Here is a 25,327-nt window from a genome sequence, read left to right on the forward strand (position 1 = left end):
CACAGCTTCGGGCGGCGGCGCCCGCGGGTTATCACGGGTCGGGCACCGGGGACGCGCCCGAGGGCGCCGCGGCCGGCTCCCCGCAGGCGCCGGCCTCGCAGTGCACGACCAGCGCGGCGATGTCGTCGTCGAGGGCGCCGCCGCTGAACCGCACGAGCTGCCGGTGCAGCAGTTCCAGCAGGCGGGGCGCGGGTACCGCGGTCTGCCGCGCGACCCACTCCTGCAACGGGAAGAAGCCGCCGGCCACGTCGCGGGTCTCGGTGACGCCGTCGGTGTAGAACAGCAGCCGGTCGCCGGGGCCGAGCCGCAGGGTGTCCACGGTGTACTCGCCGCCGATCAGCGCGGCCATGTTCAGCGGCGGGGACGGCGCCGACGGGTCCAGCACCCGGCTGCCGGGGCGCGTCGCCGCGCCGGCTCCCGTGCCGGTTGCGCCGGTTGCGCCGTCGGGGCCGCCGCTGAGCAGGATCGGCGGCGGGTGCCCGCAGTTGACCAGCGAGACCTCCCGCCGGCCGGGCCGCACCTCGGCGAGCACCGCCGTGGCGAAGCCCTCGCCGGCGTCCGGCGCGGTGACGGTGTCGCTGTAGCGCCGGATGCTCGTGTCCAGGCGGCGGGCGAGCCGGGCGAGGTCCGGCACGTCGTACGCGGCCTCGCGGAAGCCGTTGGTGATGGCGCTGGCCACCCCGACCGCCGACAGGCCCTTGCCGCGTACGTCGCCGAGCAGCACCCGCACGCCGTACGGGGTGTCGACCGCCTCGAAGAAGTCGCCGCCGATCCGCGCCTCCTCCGCGGCTGCCAGGTACAGCGTCTCGATCCCGACCCCGCCGAGCCGGTGCGGCACCGGCCGCAGCACCACCGCCTGCGCCGCGTCGGCCACCGACCGCACCTGCGACAGGGTGCGCTCGCGCTGCAACCGCACATGCGCGGCGTACGCGGCGGCGGCGGTGACGGCGGCCAGCGCGAACGCGGTGAAGGCCGTCGCGGGTTCGGCGAAGGCGATCTGGATGGCGAACATCGCGGCCAGCGTCAGGACGCCGAGCAGCAGCGTGGCGGACACCGACCACATGGACGCCGCCAGCGCGGGCGCCGCGGGCAGCAGCCGGCTGACCGCGAAGTCCTGGGGCGTGAGCACCGCGAGCACGCCGATGAGGAGCGTCAGCAGCGCCGGAGACCACCACGCCAGCCGGCTCTGCCGGGTGCCGGACGCCCGGGGGCGCCCCCGTCGGTGAGGGATCGTCACGTACAGGAGCGTATCGTCACGTTCGTCCCTTCTTACGGTAATACGGCCCCGGTCGGCGGGGCTGGGTGCGGGCCGGCGGGGCCGCGGCTGGGATGCTGTCGGGCGGACCGCCGCCCGGCGGGCGCGAGCGGAAGGCGGTGGGGCCCGTGCGGGCCGTGGTGTTCGAGGAGTTCGGGCGGCCCGGCGCCGTCCGCGAGGTCGCCGACCCCGAACCGCCGCCCGGCGGCGCGCTGGTGCGGGTCGCCGCGACGGGGCTGTGCCGCAGCGACTGGCACGCCTGGCAGGGCCACGACGACTCGGTGACGCTGCCGCACGTGCCGGGCCACGAGTTCGCCGGCGAGGTCGTCGCGGTCGGCGCCGGGGTGCACGGGCTGCGGCCGGGTGCGCGCGTGACGGCGCCGTTCGTCCACGCCTGCGGCCGCTGCGCGGTGTGCGCGCGCGGCGACCAGCAGGTGTGCGCGCGGCAGGAGCAGCCCGGTTTCACCTACTGGGGTTCGTACGCGGAGTTGGTGGTGGTGCGCCGCGCCGACGTCAACCTGGTGGAGTTGCCCGCGCGGTTGCCGTACACCACGGCCGCGGCGCTGGGGTGCCGGTTCGCGACGGCGTACCGGGCGGTGGTCGCGCAGGGGCGCCTGCGGCCGGGCGAGTGGCTGGCCGTGCACGGCTGCGGCGGGCTCGGCCTGTCGGCGGTGATGGTCGCGGTGGCCGGCGGGGCGCGGGTGGTGGCGGTCGACCCGTCGCCGCAGGCGCTGCGGCTGGCCGGGGAGTTCGGCGCGGCGGTGTGCCTGGCGCCGGAGCCGTCGGCGGCGGCCACCGCGGAGGCGGTGCGCGAGGCGACCGGCGGCGGCGCGCACCTGTCGCTGGACGCGCTGGGCTCCGCGGCCACTTGCGCGGCGTCGGTCGCCGGGCTGCGGGCGCGCGGGCGCCATGTGCAGGTGGGGCTGCTGGCCGGCGGCAGCGTCGAGGTGCCGATGGGCCGGGTGCTCGCCCTGGAACTGGAGTTGCTCGGCAGCCACGGGATGGCCGCGCACGCCTACCCGGAGATGCTGCGCCAGGTGTCGGCGGGCACCCTGCGCCCTGACCTGCTGGTCCGCTCGGTGATCGGGCTCGACCAGGCGCCTGCCGCGCTGGCCGCGATGAGCGAGGGGTCGCCGTCGGGCATCACCGTCATCACCCCCGGACCGTGATCGCCCCCGGCCGCACCGGCTGACCCGGCCGCTCCCGGTACCGTACGATCCCCCGCATGGGTGACGTGATCAGGGGCGTGCGGCTGCTCGCCGACGGTCAGCGGTGGGTGCTGCGGCACCGGCGCGACTGGCGGTTCGGCATGGTCCCGGCGCTGATCGCGCTGGTCGGCTACGTCGTCGCGCTGGTGGTGCTCGCCCTGTGGGCCGGGGACCTGGTCGACTGGGCGACGCCCTTCGCCGACCACTGGGCCTCGCCCTGGCCCGGCCTGTTCCGCGGTCTGCTCACCGCCCTGCTGTTCGGCGCCGGGCTGCTGCTGTCGGTGATCTCCTTCACCGCGGTGACGCTGCTGGTCGGCGACCCCTTCTACGAGGCGCTCTCGGCCCGGGTGGAGCGCGGCGAGGGCGACTGCCCGCAGGCTCCGGAGCGGCCGCTGTGGCGGGAGGTGTGGACCGCCGTCCGCGACAGCGCCCGGGTGCTGCTGTGGGCGGCCGTCTTCGGGGTCCTGCTGTTCGCGGCCGGTTTCGTCCCGGTCGCCGGGCAGACCGTCGTGCCCGTGGCCGGCTTCTGCGTCTCCGGCTTCTTCCTCGCCCTGGAGCTGACCACGGTCGCCTTCGAGCGGCGCGCGGTGGACCTGACCGCCCGCACCCGCCTGCTGCGCCACCGCCTGCCGCTGGTGCTGGGCTTCGGCGTCCCCCTGGCGGCGGCCTTCCTGGTGCCCTTCGTGGCGGTGGTCCTCATGCCCGGCGCGGTGGCGGGCGCCACGCTGCTGGTCCGCGAACTCCTTCCGCCGCCACCGCCCCCCGCCCAGCCCGACGCCCCCGCCGCCGCGTCGCCGCAGGAACCCGGCACCCCGGGCGCCGCCCCCTCCTAAGGCTCGCGCCCGGCGCTGTCAGCAGCCGCAGGCCGCCGCTCCGGCCGGGGCGGTGAGCGGGTCGGCCGGGCGCAGTTCGGTGCCGTCGGCGGTGCGCACCGGGAACCCCTCGCGGGTCCAGTACTCGATACCGCCGATCATCTCCCTGACCTCGTAGCCGAGCCGCGCCAGCGCCAGCGCCGCGCGGGTAGCGCCGTTGCAGCCCGGGCCCCAGCAGTAGGTGACGACCGGGACGGCCGGGTCGAGGAGGTCCGCGGCGCGCGCGGGGATCTCGGCGGTGGGCAGGTGCACCGCACCGGGCACGTGGCCCTGCGCCCAACCCGCGGCGGCGCGCGAGTCGACCAGGACGAACCCGGCTTCTCCGCCCGACAGCGACGCCCGGACGTCGGACACGTCGGTCTGGAACGCGAGGCGGTCGGCGAAGAAGGCGGCGGCCCTCTCAGGTGTGTATGTCATGCCCGAAAGGCTACGAAGCGCGCGCCGGCGCCGGAACCGACGATCCACGGTCCTCGGCGCCACGCACCGGGGAAAGCGTGGTACTACTCGGCCATGACCGCTGATCCCCCGCTCCTGGACCGGACCGACCTGCGCATCCTGGAGGCCCTGCAGCACGACGGCCGCGCCAGCTACGCGGAGTTGGCGCGCAGTGTCGCCATGTCCGCCAGTGCCGTCACCGAGCGGGTGCGGCGCCTGGAGGAGAGCGGGGTGATCCGCGGGTACTCCGCCGTGGTCGACCCGGAGCGCCTCGGGCTCGGCATCCTGGCCTTCGTCCGCCTGCGCTACCCGACCGGCAACTACAAGCCCTTCCACGACGTCCTGGCGACCACCCCCGAGATCACCGAGGCCCACCACGTCACGGGCGAGGACTGCTTCGTCCTCAAGGTCCTCGCCCGCTCGATGCGCCATCTGGAGACGACCACCGGCCGCATAGCCGCCCTCGGCCCGGTCACCACCACCGTCGTCTACTCCAGCCCCCTCCCCGACCGCCCCGTCACCTCGGCCCTCGCCTGAGCTGCCGGAGCCCCGCGGCTCAGACCTCGCCGTCCAGCACCTGCCGCTGCGCCGCCGTCAACTCCCCGGCCTCGGCGCGCCGCAGCACCGACACGTGCCGCCCCGCCTTGCACCACCCGATCCGCCGCGGGCCCAGCCGGACCGTCGTCAAGGACACCCCTGCGATCCAAGTGCCGCGGAACACATGGCCCTTGGCGCACATCACCACGGTGTCGCCCATCTCTCCCCCTTCGGAAACGCGTCACACACCTGTCCCCTACCCCTTTGCGGACGCCTTCGCCCCTCCGGTCCGGCGCCGGCTGTCAGCCGCGACCCGGCGCGGCCAGGTGGGACAGGACCGCCCGGGCGGCCGTGGTGACGGCGTGCCGGGCCTCGTCGGTCGCCTCGCCGGTGTCGAACCCGTGCTCCGCCGAGGGCGCGTCGACCACCTGGACGCCCACCCCCGCCTCGCGCGCCGCCAGGAGGAACTCCTCGACGGTCGCGGCGAACTCGGGCCGCTCGCGGCCCACCCGGGACAGCACCACCGGCAGGCCGCCCGCGCCGCGCACCGCCCGCGCGGGCCGGAAGCGCGGCTCCACCCCCCACCCCGGCAGCGGCGCCAGCACCGGATACGACAGTGCGACGCACCGCAGCCAGTCCGCCGGCTCGGCCAGCCAGTCCGCCGCGAGCAGCCCGCCGACCGACAGGAACCACAGCGCGACCCGCCCGCCGTCCACCCGCGGATGCGAGCGCGCGCGGGCGACCGCGTCACGTACGTCCTGCGCCGCCGTCCGGAAACCGGCCAGGTCGTGCAGCCGGTGGTCCACCACGACGCCGACCGCGCCGAGTCGCGCCACCAGCCGGGCGTGGCCGGCCAGCCCCGGCCAGTCGCGCGGGGTGGGACGCGCGCCCGCCGGCACGGGCCCGCCGTGCACGAACACCACGGCGGGGCAGGGCCCGTCGCCGTCGGGCAGATGGAAGTCCACCCGGCCGGTCCGCTCGCGCGGCCGCGCCGGCACATCGACCACGAACGGCCGCAGGTACCCCGGCCGCCGCTCAGCCGACGGCCCGCGGGCGGCGGTCCCCTCGCCCGCCGCGGCGCGCAGCAGCACCTCGGCCGTCGCGCCCGGGGCGGACAGCATCGGCCAGTGCCCGGTCGCCATCTCCAGATACGTCAGGTGCGGGGCGCCGAGATAGCGCAGGCTCGGGTCGCCCAGCGCGAGCGCCTGCTCGACCATCGCCAGACTCGCCCCGTTCGCCGTGCACAGCACCCCCGTGGTGGGCACGGTGCCGGCCACGCCCGCCGCACCGGTCAGCCGCAGCGGCTGCGCCAGCGCCGCCCACGGCTGCGGCACCGCCCGCCCCGCCAGCCGCTCGGCCCCGGCCTCGCCGAGCCCGTGGAGGCTGCCGTACTCCCGCCACCCCTCCCGCGACGGCGGCGCCACGTCCCCGTGCGTGCGCACGCCCTCCGCTTCGTCGGCGCACCTGCGCAGCAGTTCCGTACGCAGGGCGTGCGGCGGTACGAGCGCGGCCGGCGGGTCCCCGTCCCGCGGCATCGGCGTGTCGACCAGCACCACGCGCGCCACCCGGTCCGGCCGCCGGTCCGCCGCGCCGACCACCGGGTGGACGCCGTAGCAGTGGCCGACCAGCACCACCCGGCGGGCGTCCGCGCGCTCCACCGCGCGCAGCACGTCCGCGATGTGCGCCTCCAGGCCGGCGCCCTCCGGCCCGGCCTCCTCGCCCACGCCGCTCAGCGTCAGCGCGACGGCTTCGGCTCCCGCGGCCCGCAGCCGCTCCGCCACGTCCTGCCAGATCCATCCGCCGGTGTGCAGCCCCGGCACCAGGACGAACGCCGTGTTCTGGGCCATCGCCCGCCTCCTCACCTGTCCTGTGCGCGCGGGTGCGCGCCGGCCGGGACGGCGGCCTGCCGCCCGGTCCGCCGGTACCGTAGGAACTCCCCCTGAGGGAGGTTCAAGCCATGCCACCGGGCGAGTTGTGGACCATCGGCGAGCTGGCCGGTCGCGCCGGCGTCACCGTCAAGACCGTGCGGTTCTACTCCGACCGGGGCCTGCTGCCCGCCGCGCACCGCAGCGCCGGCGGCCACCGCCGCTACGGGCCCGGCGCGCTGGACCGGCTGCACACGATCCGCTCGCTGCGGGCGTTCGGGCTGGGCGTCGCGGAGATCGCGCGCGTGCTGCGCGAGGACGGCGGCGGGCCGGACACGCTGCCGGCCGGCGGTGCGCTGGAGGCGGCGGTCGCGGGCCGTCTGCGCGAGGTCGGCTCGCGGCTGGCCGCGCTGCGCTGGCAGCAGACGGCGCTGCGGCTGCTGCACGACTGCGACCCCGCCGAGCGGGCCGAGCGGCTGCGGCTGCTCGGCGCGGTGTGCGCGACGCAGGCGCCGCCCGGCACGGCCGCGATGGCCCGCTTCTGGCGGCGCTGGCTGCCGCCGCGGATGCCGGCGCCGGTGGCCGCGCGCGTCGTCGACATCGCCGTCCCGCAGCCCCCGGACGACCCGACGCCCGAGCAGGCGCTCGCCTTCGCCCGGCTGCACGCCTTCGTCTCGGCCGAGTGCACCGGCGGCGGCAGCGGCCAGCCGGCCGCGCACCGGGCCGGGTCCGGACACCGGCCCGCGGTGCTCTACCAGGGCCTGGAGGAGGCGTACGACCTGGCGGCGCCGCACCTGCGGGCCGGGCGCGCACCGCACGCGGGCGAGGCACTGGACTGCTTCGTCGCCGCCTACGCCGCCTCCCTGCGAGTCGCGGACACCGGGGCCTTCCGCCGCGGGCTGCACGGCGTGCTCGCCGCCGACCCCCGCATCGACCGCTACTGGGACCTGGTGGCCCTCGTCGCCGGCCCGGACCGGCCCACGCCGGGGGCGGCGCACGCCTGGCTCACCGCCGCACTCGCCTGACCCGCCGCCGCCGGTCCTACACGACGCGTTGGAGGGCGACCATGGCGATGTCGTCGGCCAGGCCTGCGGCGGAGTGGCGCAGGAGGTCGGCGCGGATGTCGGTGAGGAGGGCGCCGGGGGCGTCGCGGGTCCAGCGGGTGAGGCGGTCGGCCAGCGGGTAGAAGGCGCCGGCCGCGTCGCGGGTCTCGATGACGCCGTCGGTGTAGAGCAGCAGGATGTCGCCGACGGTCAGGTCGTGGCGGTCGACGTGCTGGTCGGAGCGGGTGAGGTCGCCCAGGCCGAGCGGCAGGTCGGGGACGGCGGGGAAGAGCTGGTGGACGGTGTCGCCGCGGATGAGCAGCGGCGGCGGGTGGCCGCGGTTCGCGATCCGCACGGCGCTGCCGTCGGCGTCGATGTCCACGACGACGGCGGTGACGAACCGCTCCAGGAAGTCGTCGCCGACCGCGTCGCCGGGTTCGCAGGGGTCGCCGCCGCGCTCCAGGTCCACCAGTTCCGCGTGCAGCGCGCGGTCGAGGTAGCCGGGCAGCGCCCCGAGCGGGACCCTGGACCGTACCGCCCGGCGGAAGGCGCTCATCAGCAGGCCCGCGACCTCGACCGCGGCCAGGCCCTTGCCCTGCACGTCGCCGACGAGGACGCGGGGGCCGCCGCGGTCGTTCGTGCCCGCCGCGTACAGGTCGCCGCCGATCGCCGCCTCCTCGTCGGCCGCGAGGTACATCGAAGAGATCGTGACCGGGCCGAGCCGGTCCGGCAGCGGGCGCAGCAGCGCCTGCTGGGTGACCTCCGCGACCTTCCTGGCCTGGGCGAGCTGCCGTTCCCGGCGGCGCCGGACCCGGGCGGCCAGCACCGAGCCGGCGCCGACCAGGACCGCGGTGGTCATGATGACGGGGAAGTTCGCGGCGGTGAGGCTGGACCCGTTGTCGTCCGCCGCCCAGCCGACGGCGCCGAGCGTCAGGAGCGCGATCACCAGGACCTCGACCGGCCCGAGGAACACCGCCGAGAGCGCCGGTACGGCCACGAACACGCCGCTGATCCGGATCTCCTGGCCGCCCAGGATGTCGACGGCGAGCAGGGCCGCGAGCGTGGCGAGCGCGACGGCGAAGAGGATCGGTGGCGGCCTCAGCGCCCGCCGACCGACCGGCTGCCCGTCGGCGCCGCTCGACTCCATGCCTCCAACCTACTGCCGGGCGCGCCGTACTTCCCGTCCAGGCACGGCCCCGCCGTCATCGGGCGGTGAGCACCAGCAGCGCCTGGTCGTCGTCGGTGGGCACCCCCGCGGTGTGCCGGGCGACGGCGCTGGTCACGGTGGAGACCACGTCGGGCGCGGTGACCGGCTGGACGCGCGCCAGCGCCCGGGTGATGCCGGCTTCGCCGAACTCCCGCCCGCCGCGGTCGCGGGACTCGGTGATGCCGTCGGTGGCCAGCACCAGCGACTCGCCGGCGCGCAGCCGCAGCGCGGCCGGCTCGGGCACGGCGTCGGGGAACGCCCCGAGCAGCATCCCCTCGCTGCGGACCGGCTCGGGCGGGCGGCCGGGCCGGTGGTGCACCGGCATCAGGTGCCCGGCCCGGACCAGGTCGATGTCGAGCCGGTCCGGGCGGGGCAGCAGATGCCCGTAGACGAGGGTGACGAAGTCGCCGCCGCTGTCGGGGGCGCGTTCCAGCAGCGCGGTGTTGATCGCGCCGGCCACGGCGACGGGGTCGCCGAGCAGCGGGGCGACGGCGCGGGCGGTGTGCCGGACGAGCGCGGTGATGGTGGCGGCGGGGGCGCCGCGCCCGCACACGTCGCCGATCATGAACGCCCACCGGTCGCCGGGCAGCGCGAACACGTCGTAGAAGTCGCCGCCGATGTCCAGGCCCTCGCCGGCGGGCCGGTAGTACGCGGCCAGTTCGCCGCCGGGCAGTTCGGGCATGTCGGCCAGCAGCAGTCCGGCCTGGAGGTCGTGGGCGAGCCGGGCCCGGTCGCGGTACTGGCGGGCGTGGCGTGCCACGGTGGAGGCGCGGTGGGCCAGTTCCTCGGCCAGGGCGACCCGGCGCCAGTCGAGCGGGTCGTCGCCGGTGGTGAGCAGGGTGAGCGTGCCGTAGCCGCGGCCGCGCTCGCGCAGCGGGATACGGACGTGGCCGGTGACGTCGAGGGCCGCCCAGGGGCCGGGCAGGTCGGGCGCGCCGCGGGCGATGCGGGTGCTGCCGGGCGGTTCGGGCGCGGGTGCGGCCCCGTCGGCGTGGACGTCGAGCAGGTGCTGCGCGCGCGGCTCGGCGGCCAGTGCGGCGATCCGGCGCATCCGCCCGTCGGCGACCGCGTCGACCACGCAGACCGGCGCGAGGTCGGGCACGCACAGCTCGGCGAGGTGCCGGAGGGTCTGCTCGTAGTCCAGGTCGCGGCCGAGCGCGGTGCCGGCCTGGAGCAGGAACGCCAGGTCCTCCCGGGCGGCCTTCTCCTTGGCCTCGGCGATGGCGCGGGCCTCCTCGGCGCGGTGCCGTTCCACGGCGAGCGCGGCGATCCGGGCGAACGCGGAGCTCAGCGCGAGGTCGGAGGGCTGCGGGGCGCGCGGGGTGCGGTGGTACATCGCGAAGGTGCCGAGCAGGCGGCCGGTGGAGGAGATGATCGGGGTGGACCAGCAGGCGGCGAGCCCGGCGCGGTGGGCGAGGTCGCGGTAGTCGACCCAGGAGGGGTCGGTGGCGATGTCGGTGGCGACGACGGGCCGGCGCCGGTGCGCGGCCGTGCCGCACGAGCCCATGCCCTCGCCGGTGGGCAGGCCGTCGATGGCCTCGTTGTAGAAGTCGGGCAGGCCGGGCGCGGCACCGTGCCGCAGGTGCAGGCCGTCGGGGTCGGCGAGCAGCACGGAGGCGATCACCCCGGGTGACAGCTCCTCGATGGTGCGGGTCATGCCGGCCAGGACCTCGTGCACGGGGGCGTCGCGGGCGATCTGCTCCAGCAGGGCGCGCTGTTCGGCGGCGAGCGCCTGGGCGTGCCGGACGGGCGTGATGTCCACGCCGAGCAGCCGTACGCCGCACACCTGCCGGCTGCCGTGGCGGTGGCGGGGTTCGACAGTGAGGTCGAAGTACGCCTCGTGGCTGTGGCCGCCCGCGTCGAGGCGGACCAGGATGTCCTGGCCGGAGTAGGGGCGGCCGGTGCGGTAGACGTCGTCCAGGAGCGCGGTCAGGCCCTGCTCGGCGAGTTCGGGCACGCTGTGGGCGAGCGGGCGGCCGAGGGCGGCGGCGTCGGTGCCCAGGATGTCGTGGAAGGCGGGGTTAGCGCTGCGCAGGAGGTGCGCGGGGCCGTCGAACTGCGCGAAGACGGCGGTGGAGCGGCCGAACGGGTGGTCCGGTTCGGCGGTGTGGTCGTCGGCCGCTGCGGCGGCGCGGGCGCCGGGGGCTTTCATCGGCGTCGGCTCCCCTCGCTGAGGCGCACGCGCGGGAGGGCCGCGCGCTGGTTCTTACTGTCGCATGAATGTCGTATTGCCGTAAATGTCTGGTTCATGGCGGCCGGGTGCGCCGCGGCGCGGCTGCGCGCGGGAAACCGGCGACCCCGCGCGGAAAACGGGCGGCGCCGGGCGGACCGGCGCTGTTACCGTCGGGGCATGAAGGTCACGCCGCTCACCACCACCGCGACCGCGCGAGCGACCAGCTCGCCGGTTGCCGCCGCCTGACCTCACCCCTCTCCCCCGGCGACCGGAAAACGGTCCGCCGGTGCGCGCGGCGCGCGCTCCTTTCCCGCTTCGGCACTCCTGCCCAGGGCCTCCGGCGGCCGTTCGACCGGCCACCCGAGCCCGAAAGGCGCACCGCCATGGACAGCGAGCAGACCGTCCGCACCTTCCTCGACTTCTTCCGCGACCGCGGCCACCACATCCTGCCCGGCGCCGGCCTGGTGCGGCCGCCCGGCGACCCGGTGCTCTTCACCACCTCCGGCATGCACCCGCTCACCGACTACCTCACCGGCCGCCCGCACCCGGCCGGCCGCCGGCTGGCCGACGTGCAGCGCTGCCTGCGCACCACCGACCTCGACGAGGTCGGCGACCCCACCCACCTCACCGCCTTCCAGATGCTCGGCTCCTGGTCGCTGGGCGACTACGACAGCACCCGCAGCGTCACCTGGGCCTACGAACTGCTGGTCGACGGCTACGGCATCCCACCCGCCCGCCTGCACGCCACCGTCTTCGGCGGCGACACCGGCCGCCCCGGCGACGCCCTCGGGCCCGACACCGCCACCGAGCGCGCCTGGGGCGGGCTGGGGGTGCCGGTGGAGCGCCTGGGCCCGGACAACTGGTGGACCAACGGCCCCACCGGGCCCTGCGGCCCGGACTCGGAGATCTTCGTGTGGACCGGCGGCGGCGATCCGGCCGGCACCCCCGGCACCGACCCGCGCTGGGTGGAGGTGTGGAACCACGTCTCCATGTGCTGGCAGCGCCGCGCCGACGGCTCCCTCCACCGGCTGCCGCGCGGCAGCGTGGACACCGGCATGGGCCTGGAGCGGCTGGTGACCATCCTCCAGGGCAAGCCCTCGGTCTACGACTCGGACGTCTTCGACGCCTGGCGCGAGGTGCTGCCCGGGCTGTGGGAGGGCGACCCGGCCACCCACCGAGTCACCGCCGACCACCTGCGCTCGGCCGCCGTCCTGGTCGCCGACGGGGTACGGCCGGCCGCCACCGGGCACGGCTACGTCCTGCGGCGGCTGGTCCGCCGGGTGCTGGCCGTGCTGTGGCGCGAGGACCCGGACCGTACGCTCGCCGACCTCCCGCCGGAGCCGGTCGAGGTCTCGCTGCGCCACTTCGGGCTGCGCTCGGACCGGGTGCGCGAGGTGCTCCTCGACGAGGAGCGGCGGTTCGCCGCGCAGCTGGTGCGGGGCCGGCGGGTGCTGTCGCAGGGCCGCTTCACCGGCCGGCTCGGCGAGGACGACTACGCCTACCTGCACGACACGCACGGCCTGCCGCGGGACCTGGTCGACGCACTGCGCGCCGAGCGCTGAGCGGGCTCGCCGGAGCCCGGGGCCGCCGGGTCGCGGCAGCACGGCGCCCCCGCCGCGGAGGTCTCCGCTGCGGGGGCGCCGTATGCCTGGAGGTCAGGCGGAGGTCGGTGCCACAGGGTGCGCCGGTGTCACGCGGCGGCCGGGACGGTGCCCGACTCGGTGATGACGACCTTCGCGCTGGGGGCGCCGCTGCCCGAGCCCTTGCTCTCGATCTTCTTGACCAGGTCCTGGCCCTCGACGACCTCGCCGAACACGACGTGCTTGCCGTCCAGCCACGAGGTCACCACGGTGGTCACGAAGAACTGCGACCCGTTGGTGTTCGGGCCGGCGTTCGCCATGGAGAGCAGGAACGGGCGGTCGTGGCGGAGCTGGAAGCTCTCGTCCTCGAACTTGTTGCCGTAGATGCTCTTGCCACCGCGGCCGTCACCGCTGGTGAAGTCACCGCCCTGGAGCATGAAGTCGGGGATGACGCGGTGGAAGGCGGAGCCCGCGTAGCCGAAGCCGTGCTCGCCGGTGGCCAGCTCACGGAAGTTGCGGGCGGTCTTCGGCACCACGTCGTCGAACAGGCGGAAGACGATGCGCCCGGCGGGCGCGCCGTCGATGGAGATGTCGAAGTAGACGTTGTCCTTGTTGTCCATGGGCTCCATCCTGACATCCCTGACCGGCGCCCGAGCACAGGGGGCGGTCGAACGCCGGGGCGTTTCCGTCACCTTCCGGACGATCCCGGCCGGTCCCCCGCCGGCGGTGCGCCTCACGCCAGCGCGGTCGACTCCCGCGGCACGAGGTGGCAGTCGATGCGGTGGATTCCCGGCGGCACGTCCTCCTCGATGGAGGCCAGCAGCAGTTGGGCCGCGGTCCGGCCGACCTCCGTGAGGCTCATGTCCACCGACGACAGCTGCGGGCGGCTCGCCTCGACCATGACGTCCCAGTTGTCGAAGCCCACCACCCCGACGTCCTGCGGGACGCGCACCTCGTTCTCCCGCAGGACGTCGAGCACGCCGCGGGCGATCTGGTCGCTGCCGCACGCGATGCCGTCGAACTCCTCACCCGCGCGCAGCAGCTGGATCGCGGCCTGCCGGCCCCAGCCCTCGGTCCAGTGCCCGAGCAGCGGTTCGTGCACCAGCCGCCCGCCCGCGCCGGCCAGCACCTCCTGGGTACCGGCCAGCCGGACCTTCGTGGCGACGTCCCGGCCCGGACCCGAGATGAACGCGATCCGCCGGCGGCCGGTGGCGACGAGGTGCCGGGCCGCGCTCCGCGCGCCCTCCGCGTCGTCGGGGACGACCGAGACGTCCTTGCCGCGGGTCGACCACTCCAACGCGTAGACCACCGGGACCGGCAGGTCCGCGCCGATCGGCTCGCGCGGCGAGGCGCCGCTGCCGACGACCAGGATGCCGTCCACCCGGCGGCGCAGCAGCGACTCGGCGAAGAACTGCTCCCGGATCGGGTCCCCGCGCCCGTCGCACAGCAGCAGGGCGACCTCCCGCTCGGCCAGCGCCTCGATCACGCCCAGCAGCACCGGCACCGCCAGCCGCCCGAAGGTGTCGCCGGCGATCACCCCGACCATGTCGGTCCTGCCGGTGTACAGGCTCGTCGCCAACTGGCTGCTCTGGTACTTCAGCGCCTCGGCGGCCTGGAGCACCCGCTGACGGGTCTCATGGCGCACGGCCCCCTTGCCGGAGAGGGCCTTGGAGACGGTGCTGATCGACACGCCGGCCCGCTCGGCGACGTCCCTGACCGTCGCCTTGCGCGGCCGCGCGCTCTCCTTGTTTTCCTCGCTCACGGATACACGGTACCTGACGGAGGAAAAGTTTTCCGCTCTCCCCGCGCCCGCCGACCGACGCCCTCCGGTGACACGATCTGGCACGAATACGGCTGATTTCAGGGGTGCTTGACGGCGTAGCGGCTGGTCACAGCAGCCGTTGGTGGACCTTCTCCTTCGAGTCTGCTTGCTGCCGACCAAGTCATTGCCAGCAAGTTTCGGGTGGGTTATGTTCAGAAACGGAAACCGGTTGCCGTCACGTGGCCGGCGCCACTTCTCCGCCTGCGGCCGCGCACTGGCTCCCCCAGCGCCTCCGCGCCTCCCCCCGCCCTTCCCATCTCCTGACCCCCGCCCCCGGCGCGGCGCCGGGCGCGCACCGCCGCGCCGGGGGGCTACTCACGACGAGGTTGGCCATGAACGGACACACAAGAACGGCAATGAGACTGGCGGCCGTCGCCGTCGCCGCGGTGCTCACCGCGACCGGGTGCGGCGCGAGTTCGGGCGGCGGCTCCCCGTCGCCGTCGTCGGTGAAGGCGAAGGACACCGGGGCGAAGCTCAAGCTCTGGGTCCGCCCGGGCAACGAGGCCGTGACCGACGCCGTGGTCAAGGCGTACAACGCCACCCACAAGAACCAGGTCGAGATCACCCATGTCCCGGCCGACCAGTACATGACGAAGTTCGCCGCGGCGGCGCAGTCCGGCGCACTGCCGGACATCCTGGCCACCGACGTGGTCTACATGCCGCAGGTGGTCAGCACCGGCGCCGTGCTCGACCTGTCCGGCCTGCTCAAGGCGGACGGCGCCGCCGGCCACCTCGCACCGGCGCACACCGAGGCGGCCACCAAGGACGGCAAGGTCTACGGCGTCCCCTATGTCGCCGACACCTCGCTCTACCTCTACAACAAGACCCTCTTCAAGCAGGCCGGGCTCGACCCGGACAAGCCGCCGACCACCTGGGCCGGCATCACCGCCGCCGCCGACGCGATCACCCGGCTCGGCCACGGCGACAAGGGCTTCTACCTCTCGGGCAACGCCCCGAGCACGCTCGCCTACGACGTCTCACCGCTCATCTGGGCCCAGCAGGGCGAAGTCGTGGGTTCTAATGAATCGTTTCAGTTCAACAACGCCCCCACCCGGAACGCGCTGAAGTTCCTCCAGACGCTCTACCAGCACGGCGACATCCCCCAGACCGCCAAGACCGACACCGGCGACGGCTTCTTCTCGGTCTTCGCCTCCGGCAAGATCGGCATCGACTTCGCGGGCGGCAACGGCGTCAACACCACCGCCATCGACGCGAAGTCCAAGGGCTTCACCTTCGGCCTCGCGCCGATACCCGGCCCGACCGCAGGCCAGCTCGGCACGTTCTCCGGCGGCGACGCCGCGTCCATCTCCGCGTCGTCCAAGCACGTCGACGAGGCATGGGACTTCATCGACTGGCTGGTGTCGAAGAAGACCCAGCAGGACGTCTACCTCAAGCTGCCCGCCCTGCCGGTCCGCACCGACGTGCAGGTGCCCGGCTCACTCGGGGAGCAGTTCGCCGTGCCCGCGTCACTGGTCCCGCACGGCCGGGTGGTCGCGTCGCCGTACTACAACGACGTCGTCGCCGACCCGCAGGGGCCCTGGCTGACGATGATCCGCTCGGTGGTCTTCGACGGGGCCGATCCCGCGGCCGCCGCCAGGACCGCGCAGTCCGCCGCCGACGCGCTGACCCACCAGTAGCGGGAGGCAGTCGCCATGGCCACCACCGCCACCCTCCCGCGCCCCGCGCGCCTTGCACGCCTTTCGCGAAAGCCCGGCGCACAGCCGCCCGGACGCCGGCGCGGGGAGAACCTGCAGGGCTGGGCGCTCGCCGCACCGAGCGCCGTGATCATCGGCCTATTCTTCGTGCTGCCGTTCGGCCTGATGATCTGGATGTCGTTCTTCCACTGGCCCGCGTTCGGGGCGCACACCCCGGCGGGCACGTCCAACTACAGCCAGGCGCTGTCCTCCGGGCAGTTCTGGCACGCGGTCCGGTTCACCGCCGAGTACACCGCCGTCACCTCGGTGATCGGCATCGCGGTGTCGCTGGCGCTGGCGCTGCTGGTCCGGCCGAGGTTCCCCGGGCGCACCGCGGTGCGGGCCCTGCTGTTCGCGCCGGTCACCATCGGCTTCGCGCCGGCCGGCCTGCTGTGGCTGTCGATGAGCAACGCGCGCACCGGCGTGCTGCCGTACCTCGCGCAGCACCTCGGGCTGTCCGCCGGCGGTTCCGACTGGTACGCACACCCGTCCACGACGCTCGCCGTGGTGGTCGTCATGACGGTGTGGAAGACGGTCGGCCTGGCCATGCTGGTGCTGCTGATGGGCATGGACTCGATCCCCGACGAGATCTACGAGGCGGCCCGGCTGGACGGCGCGGGCCCGGTCCGCGTGCTGAAGGACATCACGCTGCCGCTGATCAGGAAGCCGCTGTCGCTGGTCGTGCTGCTCACCGTCACCACGACGTTCCTCGGCTTCGACCAGTTCTACACGATGACCAAGGGCGGCCCCGACGGCTCGACCCTGACGGTCGTCTACTACCTCTACAAGTCCGCCTTCCTGAGCTTCCAGCGCGGCTACGCCGCCGCGGTGGCCGTGGTGGTGGTCGCGGTGATGGCCGGGATCTCCGTGCTCCAGGTCCGGCTGCAACGCGGAAAGGGCTGACCGCCATGGTGATGTCCGAGGCGGCGCGAGCGCGCCGCTCCCCCGTCGCGGTGCGCGAGCGCAGCCGCAACCCGGTACGGATCGTGCTCGCGGCGGTGCTGGCGCTGCTCTTCGCGTTCCCGATCGTGTGGACCACGGTGGGCGGGTTCAAGTCCGCCGCGGAGGCGAACGCCTGGCCGCCGAAGTGGTGGCCGGCACACTGGACGGTGGCGAACTTCGCCAAGCTGGACAGCTCCGGCACGTCGCTGGGCACGTACGTGCTCAACTCGCTCACGGTGACGCTGATGACGGTGCTGATCACCACGGCTGTCGCGGTGCCGGCCGGCTACGCCTTCGCCCGCTACCGCTTCCGGGGCAAGAAGGCGCTGTTCGGGCTCACCGTCGGCATGCTGCTGGTGCCCTACCCGGCGCTGCTGGTCTCGCTGTTCACCGTGATGATCTGGCTGGGGCTGACCAACTCGCTGCTGGGCCTGGCGCTGGTGTACGCCACCTTCCAGATGCCGTTCGCCGTCTACATGATGCGCAACTCCTTCGAGAGCGTGCCGGAGGAGATCGGCGACGCGGCCGAGATCGACGGCTGCTCGAAGCTGAGCGCGCTGCCCCGGGTGATGCTGCCGCTGGTCAGGCCGGGCGTGGTGACGGTCGCGCTGTTCGCCTTCCTGGCCGGCTGGAACGAGTTCCTGGCCGCGCTGGTGCTGCTGAACGACAACTCCAGCTTCACGCTGCCGGTGGCCCTGGTGAACGCGCAGAACGGCCCGCTCAACACCATCGACTGGGGGGCGCTGCAAGCCGGGATCACGGTGACCATGCTGCCCTGCGTCGTGTTGTTCATGCTGCTCCAGCGCTACTACGTCTCCGGCCTGATGGCCGGGACCGGGAAGTGAGCCCGGCCGCCGGTCCGGGCGCGGAACCGCCCGCCGGCGCGCCGTATGAACGCTCACATCGATGCCCGGGCAGGCGCCCGCCCCAGGCGGCGCCCGGCCCGGTGCGCCCGCAGAGAGAATCGGGAACCCCCATGTCCACGCAGTCCGCCGAATATCCCATCGACCGCATCGCCACCCCGTGCCGCGACGAACGCCTGGTCGTCGCCCCCTCGTTCACCGAGGGCACCTTCGACAGCCACGCCGTGGACTGCCCGTTCGTGTTCTCCCGGGACGGGCGGCAGGGCATGACCTACGTCGGCTGGGACGGTGTCGGCTACCAGACCGCGCTGGCCTGGAACGACGCCGAGCACGGCTGGGGCCCCGGCCGGGTGGTGCTGGCCCGCGACGCGTCGGACCCGCTGCGCCGCTACAACGCGGCCCTGACGTCGATCGCCCGCGACAACGACCTGTGGTCGGCCGGAGAACTGCGCGACTTCGACGGGTGGCACTACGGCACCTTCCACGCCTACCCGGCGGCCGGCTACGAGGCCGGCCCCGCCTCGATCGGCTTCGTCCGCAGCCGCGACCTGCTGCACTGGGAGCAGACCGGCGCCGTACTGGACCCCCGCGACGGCGGCGCCTGGGAGCGCGGCGGGCTGTACAAGTCCTGGCTGCTGGAGCACGAGGGGCTCTTCTACACCTTCTACAACGCCAAGGACCGCGACCAGTGGCCGTGGACCGAGCAGACCGGCCTGGCGGTCTCGAGCGACCTGGCGCACTGGACCCGCCATGACGCGAACCCCGTGCTGAGCGTGGGCGGTCCGGGATCGTTCGACGAGCTCTTCGCCTCGGACCCTTGCGTGCTGCGCGACGGGGACTTCTGGATCATGTTCTACTTCGGCCTGGCCGAGGACGGGCACGCCCGCGAGGGCTTCGCCACCTCGCGCGACCTGCGGACCTGGGTGAAGTCCAAGGAGATCCTGCTCGACGTCGGCCCGGCCGGCTCCATCGACTCCCTGCACACCCACAAGCCCGCCGTCATGAGCTGGAACGGACGGCTGGAGCACTACTACTGCGCCGTCACCCACCGCGACCCGGTCCGGCTGGGCGGCTACGCGCAGCGCGAGATGCGCGGCATCACCCGCGCCACCGGCGCCGGCACCCCGCCGCCGAACACCGACAGGAGCCCCGCATGAGAAGGACCGCACGCACCCCACGCACCGAACGGGCCCCACGCGCCCCACGAGGCGCGGCCACCGCGGAGGACCGGAGAACCGGAAGAGCGGGGCCCCGGGCCGAAGGGGCCTGGCGCACCGCGGCCGGCCGAGTGGTGCTGACCTTCGGGCTGCTCGTCGGCTCCCTGCTGAGCGGCCTGCTGGCCGCACCGCAGCACGCCGCCGCGGCCCAGGCGTCCGTCGTCGTCGACAAGGCGGCCCGGACCGTCACCATGACCGACGGCGGTTTCCGCATGGTGTACTCCTACGGCGGCAGGTCGGTCGTCACCTCCTTCACCATGGGCGGCACGCAGTTGCTGGACGCCGGCATCTACAGCTCGGTCCGGCTCGGCGCCGACGGCTCCGAACTGACCAGCACGGCGCTGGCCGCCGACCCGTCGGTCACGGTGCACGGCCGCAGCGTCACCGCGTCCTTCACCATGGCGAACGCGCGGGTCGCGCTGGAGGAGACCTGGCGGTTCGACCTGACCGGGGCCGGGATCGAGCTCAGCTCCAGCCGCGGCTACGACTGGCTGGACACCTCCGACCGGTCCGTGCGCCACAACGGCCAGCTCACCTTCGGCTGGGCCCGGGTGTGGGACAACATCCGGCGGCCCCAGGATGGCGGCGACCTGCCCCTCGGCAACGCCTACACCGGGCAGAACTCGTTCTTCCTCTCCCAGAACCTGGACCGCTACGGCGTCGAGGAGTCCGACTTCACGATGCTGCGCGGCTCCACCCGGCAGGCGCTGAGCGTGACGGCGACCGGCAACCGCAACATCGCCACCGAGTTCTCCTACACCGGCGACGGCAACACCTACCAGGAGACGGAGCTGTCCACCTCACCCACCTGGAACTACACCGCGGGCAGCGCGGCCAGCGGCCTGGTCTACGGCGGCCACAGCTCCAACGGCACCGACGCGTACGTCTTCGCGCCCGTCACCACCTCCCCGTCGCAGCGCGACACCGTCAGCTACACCTTCGCCGCGGACGACTACGCCCGCTACTACTCGCTGGGCGGCACCATCAAGGGCGTCGCCGACACCGCCGCCCTGACCTCGCTGCTCAACGACTTCGGCCGCTCCGGCGTGATCGACAAGAACTTCGGCATGTCCACCGTCGGGCTGCGCAATCCCGGTGTGGGGCCGTACGACATGGTGTACGCCGACCGGACCGTGCAGGGCTACTACGACCCGGCCATGACCGCCTCGCAGCAGCGCCTGCTGACGTACTTCCGCGACACCGCGCAGTCCTCCTCCGGCCACATGGCCGGCCGCACCTACCACCTGGACCACCCGTGGGGCGACGGCAGCCTGTACGACGCGGACCCGTCGTACGCCTCGGCCGTCGCGGACATGTACCAGTACTCGCCGGACCGGACGTGGCTCACCTCGATGCGCTCGTCGGTGGAGCGGTCCCTGGCCTTCATGGTCGACCAGCAGTACGACCCGGTAGACGGCCTCTTCCACAACGACCTGACCAGCAGCGCGTCGAAGAAGGGCATCCGCGAGTGGAACGACGCGCAGTACGTGTCGTACGAGAGCGGCTACGTCAACGAGTTGATGTACCAGGCCCTGGTGCAGTGGTCCGGGCTGGAGAAGGACGTCTTCCACGACACCGCGCAGGCGGATGAGTACGCCTCGATCGCCGCGAAGCTGAAGTCCCGGTTCAACCGGGACGACACCGACGGCGGCCTGTGGGACCCCGGGACGGGCATGTTCGCGTACTGGCGCAACGCCGACGGCACCGTGCAGGGCAAGGTGCAGCAGACCCAGATCAACCTCCAGGCGGTCTACTTCGGGCTGGTCGACCTCCAGCGCGGCCGGCAGATCCTCGACGGCATCGACACCCAGATGCGCCGCTACGGCCTGACCATGCTGCCGGAGAACTTCATCGCGCTGAACCGCGACACCGAGAGCTCGCACGGCAACGGGTTCGAGACCGGGCTGGAGAACGGCGCGATCTACCCGATGATGACCGAGGAGTACATGCGCGCCGCCGCCGTGCTCGGCGAGCGCTCGCGGTCGCTGACGTACCTCGACAACACGCTGGAGCGCTACACGCAGGACGGCTTCGACGGATGGAGCCGGCTGACGTGGTTCCTCACCGCGCGGGCCGGCGGGCAGGAGGCGTGGTTCCCGGCGAACGCCAACGGCGCCACCGGCCTGTACAGCGACGTGCTCGGCATCCAGCCGACCGCCGCGGGCGTCACCGTGGCACCGAACATCCCGTCCGCGATGAACGGCACCACGGTCTCCCGGACCATCCACAGCGCCGACCGGCTCTCGGTCACCTACCACGACGAGTTGAGCGAGACCGTCGACTACAGCGCCGCCCGGCAGCCGGTCACCCTCCAGTGGTCCGGGCAGACCCCGCACGCCACCTACACGGTCACCGACAACCACGGCAGCCACCGCGCGACCGCCGACGACCTCGGCACGGTGCGCTACACCTACACCGGCGCCGGCGCGCACACCGTGACCCTGACCCGCGGCAGCGCCGCCGGCTACGTGCTGACCACCCCGCCGACCCCTGACGACCTGGCAGCCCACCAGCCCGTCACCGCCACCAGCAGCATCGAGGACGGCAACTACGGCGCGGCGACCGCGGTGGACGCGCAGCCGTTCAGCGTCGCCGGCTCCTTCGGCTGGGCGAGCGACTCCGACCAGGCGGAGAACCACACCGAGTCGCTGACCGTGGACCTGGGCAGGACGACGTCCGTCGGCAGCGTCACCCTGTGGCCGAAGAACTTCGACCAGACACTGGTGGGCAGCGACTTCCCGATCGACTTCACGATCGACGTCTCGACGGACGGCACGCACTGGACCACGGCGGTGGCGAAGACCGGTTACCCGAAGCCGGTCGACGGCTCCCCGCAGGCGTTCGCCTTCGGCCCGCAGAGCGCGCGCTACGTCCGCGTGCAGGGCACCGACCTGCGGGCGGACGAGAGCGGCGCGTACCAGATGCAGCTGGCAGAGGTCCAGGTCTACGCACCCTGACCCCTTCGCACCCTGACGCCGGACCGGCCCGCGTCCTCCCCCGAGGTGCCCCGCACACCGGGTGAGGACGCGGGGCCGCGCCCGTCGCGTCACCCGCACGGACATCCCCGCGGCACGCCCCACCGGGCTCCGCGCGCGGCGTAAATGAAACGATTCACACCAGAAGGAGAACGCCATGCCCGGACCCGAGTCCGACCCGCGGCGCCACACGCCAGGAGAGGTCCGCGACGACACCCGGCAGGACGCCGGGGCCGCCGGTACCAGCCGCCGGCAGTTCCTGCTGCTGGGCGGCGGGACGATCGGCGCCCTCGGCCTGAGCGCGGCGGGCGTGTCGAGCGCCGCCGCGGACGCCGCCAAGGGGGCGCCCGCGGCCGCCGCCCGAGGCGTCACCCCCCTCGGCCTGCGGGCCGCGGCGATGACCGATCCGCTCGGCATCGACGTCGAACGCCCCACCCTCAGCTGGCGGTTGGGCCTGCCGGCCGGCGCCGCGCCCACCGCGGCCGCGGTGCGGCAGAAGGCGTACCAGGTACAGGTCGCCACCAGCGCCGCCGCGCTCGGCCGGGGGCGCCCGGACCTGTGGGACAGCGGCCGGGTGAGCGGCGCGCGCACCTTCTCGGTCCCCTACGGCGGCAAGCCGGTCCCGGCCCGTACCCAGGCGTTCTGGCGGGTGCGGGTGTGGGACGAGCAGGGCGGCGCGACGGCGTGGAGCGCGCCCGCGGTGTGGGAGACCGGCCTGCTCGACGCCGGCGACTGGGCGGCGCGGTGGATCGGCAACACCGAGTGGGAGCAGCCCTACGGCGTCACCGCGCAGCTGGCGGCACCCCGGACCGCGCGCTATGTCCGGGTGACCGTCACCGACCTGGGCCGTCCCGCGTCGGCGCTCGACGACACCGCCCACTGGAAGCCGCAGTTGCAGATATCCGAGATCGCCGTGCGGGACTCCGCCCGCCCCGGCGTGGACCTGGCGCACGGCGCGCCCGTCACCGCGTCCGACACCCTGACCGTGCCCGGGCAGTGGGCTCCGGAGTACCTCACCGACGGCAAGCTCACCTCGACGCAGGCGCCGTACGGCTACCAGAGCAGTGTCCGGTCCGACACCGATATCTCCGACGACCCGGTGGTGCTCACGCTCGACCTGGGCTCGGCCGTCACGTTCGACTCGGTGGTGGTCTACCAGCGCTGGGACGCGCCCAGCCAGTGGGGCATGACCCCGGACTACCCCAGGACGTTCAGCGTCTCGGCCGCCGACGACCCGGCCGGGCCCTTCACCGGCGTCGCCGACGTGAAGAAGGACGACAAGCCCTACCCGCCCTCCAGCATGCACGACGCGCCGGCCGCACTGCCGCTGTTCGCCAAGGACTTCACCGTCTCCGGCGAGGTGGCAAGGGCCCGGCTGTACATCTCCGCGGCCGGCATCCACGCCGCCACCGTCAACGGCCGCGCCGCGGGCACCGCGGTCCTCGAACCGCCGAACACCAACGTCCTGGCCGAGGTGCCGTACGCCACGTACGACGTCACGAAGCTGCTGGCGAGCGGCCGCAACACCGTGGGCGTGGAGATCGGCAACGGCATGTGGGACGTCTTCAACACCCTCGACAACCCCAGCCGCTACATCAAGGCCACCGCCGGTTTCGGGCCGCCGCGGCTGATCGCCCAGCTGGAGATCCGCTACACCGACGGCCGCAGCCACACCGTGGCCACCGACGGCAGCTGGCTGACCGCGCTCGGCCCGACCACGTTCAGCAACTGGTACGGCGGCGAGGACTTCGACGCCCGCCGCGTGCAGCCCCGCTGGGACCACCCCGAAGGCGACCGCCGCGCCTGGCAGCAGGCGGCCGTCACCGCCCCGCCCGCGCCGGGCACCGCCCTGGTGGGACGGCTCGCCCCGCCCGTCGAGATCGTCGACGTGCACCCCGCCGTCGCGATCACCTCGCCCTCCGAGGGCGTGTACGTCATCGACTTCGCGACCAACAGCGCGGGCTGGCAGCAACTGCGGATGAGCGGCCCGGCCGGGACCACGGTGACGATGCTGCCCGGCGAGAAGCTGACCGCGGCCGGCACGGTCGACCAGTCGACCACCGGCAAACCGATCTACGACACCTACGTGACGGCCGGCGCGGGCGAGGAGATCTGGCAGCCGCGCTTCGTCTACCACGGTTTCCGCTACCTGGAGGTGCGGGGCCTGCCCCGGGCCCCCTCGCTCGGTGACGCCAAGACCCTCGTCCTGCGCACCGCCAACCCCGAGGCGGGCTCCTTCACCTGCTCCGACGACCTGCTCAACAGCATCCACACCATCATCGACCGGTCCGTGCAGAGCAACATGTACTCGGTGTTCACCGACTGCCCGCACCGCGAGAAGCTCGGCTGGCTGGACCAGACCGGCCTGGCCCTCGGCGCCGCCACCCGCAACTACGACATCGAGGCGTACGGCCGCAAGCTCGTGCGCGACATGATCGAGGCGCAGGCCCCCGACGGGATGGTGCCCACCACCGCACCGGAGATCGCCCTGTTCGCCGGCGCCTACCGCTACGACGCCAACTGGGGCGGCTCCATCGTCCTGGTGCCGTGGCAGCTGTACCGCGCCTACGGCGACACCTCGACCCTGCGCTCCACCTACCCGGCGATGAAGCGCTACCTGGACTACCTCGGCGGACTCGCCTCGGGAGACCTGCTCGACGGCGGCCTCGGCGACTGGGAGTCGGTGGAGACCACCACCCCGACCAAGGTGGTGCAGACCTACGCCTACAAGCGGCTGGCCACGACGCTGGCCCACATCGCCGGCGTCCTGGGCGAGAGAAGCGACGCGAAGCGGTACGACGCGCTGGCCGCCCGGATCACCGCCGCCTTCAACGCCGCCTACCTCGACGCGGCCGGCGCCACCTACGCGTCGGGCAGCCAGGCCTGCAACGCGCTGGCGCTCGACGCCGGCTTCGTGCCGGCGGCGCGGTCGGCGGCGGTGCTGGCCACGCTGATCGCCGCCATCCGCGCCGCGGGCAACCACCTGGAGGTCGGCGAGGTCGGCCTGCCCGCGGCCCTGCGGGTGCTGGCCGGCGCCGGCCGGCACGACGTCATCTGGGACATCGCCACCCAGACCACCTACCCCAGCTACGGGCACATGGTGGCCACCGGCTCGACGTCACTGGCCGAGTCGTGGGGCGGCATGGGCACCAGCGCCTCGCAGAACCACTGGATGCTCGGCGCGCTGGAGGAGTGGTTCACCGCGGGGCTCGGCGGCATCACCCAGACCGCCGACTCGGTGGCCTTCTCCGAACTCGCACTGGCCCCGGCGGTCGTCGGCAACCTCACCACGGTCGACGCCACCTACGACACTCCGCACGGCCGCGTCGCCAGCTCCTGGCGGCGCTCGGGCACGTCCCTGTCGCTGGCGGTGTCCGTGCCGCCCAACACCAGCGCCACCGTGGCGGTGCCGCTCGCCCCGGCCGGCGGGGCGAAGGCCGTCGTGACGCCGTCGCGCGGCGCGGTGCTGGTGCGCCGCGACGCCGACACGGCGGTGTACCGCGTCGGCACGGGCGCGTGGTCCTTCCGGGCCGCACGGCCGTGAACTGACGCCCCCGCCCGGCGCCCCCGCGGCCCGCGAAAGGCGCCGGTGACGCGGCCGGGGGGGCGGCGGTGGGCAGCGCGGCGGGTCCGGGGCCT

19 protein-coding genes are annotated in these 25,327 nt (G+C 74.1%); 11 read left to right on the forward strand and 8 right to left on the reverse strand.

All coding sequences use genetic code 11. The annotated features are described in order from the left end of the window. Window positions 1-31 precede the first annotated feature (31 nt). Complete coding sequence (locus tag AC3EVP_RS34360; RefSeq protein WP_435137034.1) at window positions 32-1,237, reverse strand: PP2C family protein-serine/threonine phosphatase; 1,206 nt, start codon at window positions 1,235-1,237, stop codon at window positions 32-34. A gap of 146 nt (window positions 1,238-1,383) precedes the next feature. On the opposite strand from AC3EVP_RS34360, the gene AC3EVP_RS34365 reads away from it, so the two are divergent. Both AC3EVP_RS34365 and AC3EVP_RS34370 read left to right on the forward strand, forming a co-directional pair. Then, window positions 1,384-2,424 (forward strand): zinc-dependent alcohol dehydrogenase family protein, encoded by a 1,041-nt coding sequence (locus AC3EVP_RS34365; protein ID WP_435137037.1) that lies wholly within the window; start codon window positions 1,384-1,386, stop codon window positions 2,422-2,424. 56 nt (window positions 2,425-2,480) lie between these two features. Further along, window positions 2,481-3,296 carry an EI24 domain-containing protein gene (locus tag AC3EVP_RS34370; protein WP_435137040.1) on the forward strand — a complete coding sequence of 272 codons (816 nt, stop codon included), beginning with the start codon at window positions 2,481-2,483 and terminating at the stop codon, window positions 3,294-3,296. Between the two features lie 18 nt (window positions 3,297-3,314). Here the strand turns inward: AC3EVP_RS34370 and AC3EVP_RS34375 are convergent, their stop codons facing one another. Then, on the reverse strand, window positions 3,315-3,752 hold the full coding sequence (locus tag AC3EVP_RS34375; protein ID WP_435137043.1) for a rhodanese-like domain-containing protein: 438 nt from the start codon (window positions 3,750-3,752) through the stop codon (window positions 3,315-3,317). Between the two features lie 93 nt (window positions 3,753-3,845). Here AC3EVP_RS34375 and AC3EVP_RS34380 point away from each other — a divergent pair, with 93 nt between their 5' ends. Continuing rightward, window positions 3,846-4,307: an Lrp/AsnC family transcriptional regulator gene (locus AC3EVP_RS34380; RefSeq protein ID WP_435137046.1), complete on the forward strand. Its 462-nt coding sequence runs from the start codon at window positions 3,846-3,848 to the stop codon at window positions 4,305-4,307. A gap of 19 nt (window positions 4,308-4,326) precedes the next feature. Here AC3EVP_RS34380 and AC3EVP_RS34385 read toward each other — a convergent pair whose 3' ends face one another. Next, complete coding sequence (locus AC3EVP_RS34385) at window positions 4,327-4,527, reverse strand: hypothetical protein (protein ID WP_435137049.1); 201 nt, start codon at window positions 4,525-4,527, stop codon at window positions 4,327-4,329. An 82-nt stretch (window positions 4,528-4,609) separates the two neighbouring features. Then, the gene (locus AC3EVP_RS34390) at window positions 4,610-6,154 is read right to left on the reverse strand and encodes an alpha/beta fold hydrolase (RefSeq protein ID WP_435137052.1); all 1,545 of its coding nucleotides are present in this window, start codon (window positions 6,152-6,154) and stop codon (window positions 4,610-4,612) included. A gap of 110 nt (window positions 6,155-6,264) precedes the next feature. On the opposite strand from AC3EVP_RS34390, the gene AC3EVP_RS34395 reads away from it, so the two are divergent. Beyond that, window positions 6,265-7,197 (forward strand): MerR family transcriptional regulator, encoded by a 933-nt coding sequence (locus AC3EVP_RS34395; protein WP_435137055.1) that lies wholly within the window; start codon window positions 6,265-6,267, stop codon window positions 7,195-7,197. 16 nt (window positions 7,198-7,213) lie between these two features. Here AC3EVP_RS34395 and AC3EVP_RS34400 read toward each other — a convergent pair whose 3' ends face one another. Together AC3EVP_RS34400 and AC3EVP_RS34405 are read right to left on the reverse strand one after the other, a co-directional pair. Continuing rightward, window positions 7,214-8,362 (reverse strand): PP2C family protein-serine/threonine phosphatase, encoded by a 1,149-nt coding sequence (locus tag AC3EVP_RS34400; protein WP_435137058.1) that lies wholly within the window; start codon window positions 8,360-8,362, stop codon window positions 7,214-7,216. A gap of 55 nt (window positions 8,363-8,417) precedes the next feature. Continuing rightward, window positions 8,418-10,574 carry a SpoIIE family protein phosphatase gene (locus AC3EVP_RS34405; RefSeq protein ID WP_435137061.1) on the reverse strand — a complete coding sequence of 719 codons (2,157 nt, stop codon included), beginning with the start codon at window positions 10,572-10,574 and terminating at the stop codon, window positions 8,418-8,420. 404 nt (window positions 10,575-10,978) lie between these two features. Between AC3EVP_RS34405 and AC3EVP_RS34410 the strand changes: the two genes are divergently transcribed. Beyond that, window positions 10,979-12,157, forward strand: a complete 1,179-nt coding sequence (locus tag AC3EVP_RS34410; RefSeq protein WP_435137064.1) for an alanine--tRNA ligase-related protein — start codon at window positions 10,979-10,981, stop codon at window positions 12,155-12,157. Between the two features lie 128 nt (window positions 12,158-12,285). Here AC3EVP_RS34410 and AC3EVP_RS34415 read toward each other — a convergent pair whose 3' ends face one another. Next, the gene (locus AC3EVP_RS34415) at window positions 12,286-12,795 is read right to left on the reverse strand and encodes a peptidylprolyl isomerase (protein ID WP_335982514.1); all 510 of its coding nucleotides are present in this window, start codon (window positions 12,793-12,795) and stop codon (window positions 12,286-12,288) included. A gap of 113 nt (window positions 12,796-12,908) precedes the next feature. Further along, window positions 12,909-13,937 carry a LacI family DNA-binding transcriptional regulator gene (locus AC3EVP_RS34420; RefSeq protein WP_435137069.1) on the reverse strand — a complete coding sequence of 343 codons (1,029 nt, stop codon included), beginning with the start codon at window positions 13,935-13,937 and terminating at the stop codon, window positions 12,909-12,911. Window positions 13,938-14,353: 416 nt separating this feature from the next. Here AC3EVP_RS34420 and AC3EVP_RS34425 point away from each other — a divergent pair, with 416 nt between their 5' ends. The 6 genes from AC3EVP_RS34425 (at window position 14,354) to AC3EVP_RS34450 (ending at window position 25,232) form a co-directional block, all read left to right on the forward strand. Beyond that, window positions 14,354-15,634 (forward strand): ABC transporter substrate-binding protein, encoded by a 1,281-nt coding sequence (locus AC3EVP_RS34425; protein WP_435137072.1) that lies wholly within the window; start codon window positions 14,354-14,356, stop codon window positions 15,632-15,634. A gap of 15 nt (window positions 15,635-15,649) precedes the next feature. Next, window positions 15,650-16,594: a carbohydrate ABC transporter permease gene (locus tag AC3EVP_RS34430; RefSeq protein ID WP_435137075.1), complete on the forward strand. Its 945-nt coding sequence runs from the start codon at window positions 15,650-15,652 to the stop codon at window positions 16,592-16,594. Window positions 16,595-16,599: 5 nt separating this feature from the next. Then, window positions 16,600-17,478, forward strand: a complete 879-nt coding sequence (locus AC3EVP_RS34435; RefSeq protein WP_435137078.1) for a carbohydrate ABC transporter permease — start codon at window positions 16,600-16,602, stop codon at window positions 17,476-17,478. Window positions 17,479-17,609: 131 nt separating this feature from the next. Then, a complete protein-coding gene (locus tag AC3EVP_RS34440; RefSeq protein ID WP_435137081.1) occupies window positions 17,610-18,653 on the forward strand; it encodes a glycoside hydrolase family 32 protein in 1,044 nt (347 codons plus the stop codon). Then, window positions 18,650-21,670 (forward strand): discoidin domain-containing protein, encoded by a 3,021-nt coding sequence (locus AC3EVP_RS34445; RefSeq protein ID WP_435137084.1) that lies wholly within the window; start codon window positions 18,650-18,652, stop codon window positions 21,668-21,670. Before AC3EVP_RS34440 ends, AC3EVP_RS34445 begins: the two co-directional genes overlap by 4 nt. A 175-nt stretch (window positions 21,671-21,845) precedes the next feature. Next, complete coding sequence (locus AC3EVP_RS34450) at window positions 21,846-25,232, forward strand: family 78 glycoside hydrolase catalytic domain (protein WP_435137087.1); 3,387 nt, start codon at window positions 21,846-21,848, stop codon at window positions 25,230-25,232. The last annotated feature ends 95 nt before the right edge of the window (window positions 25,233-25,327 follow it).

Source organism: Actinacidiphila sp. bgisy144, from assembly GCF_057708105.1.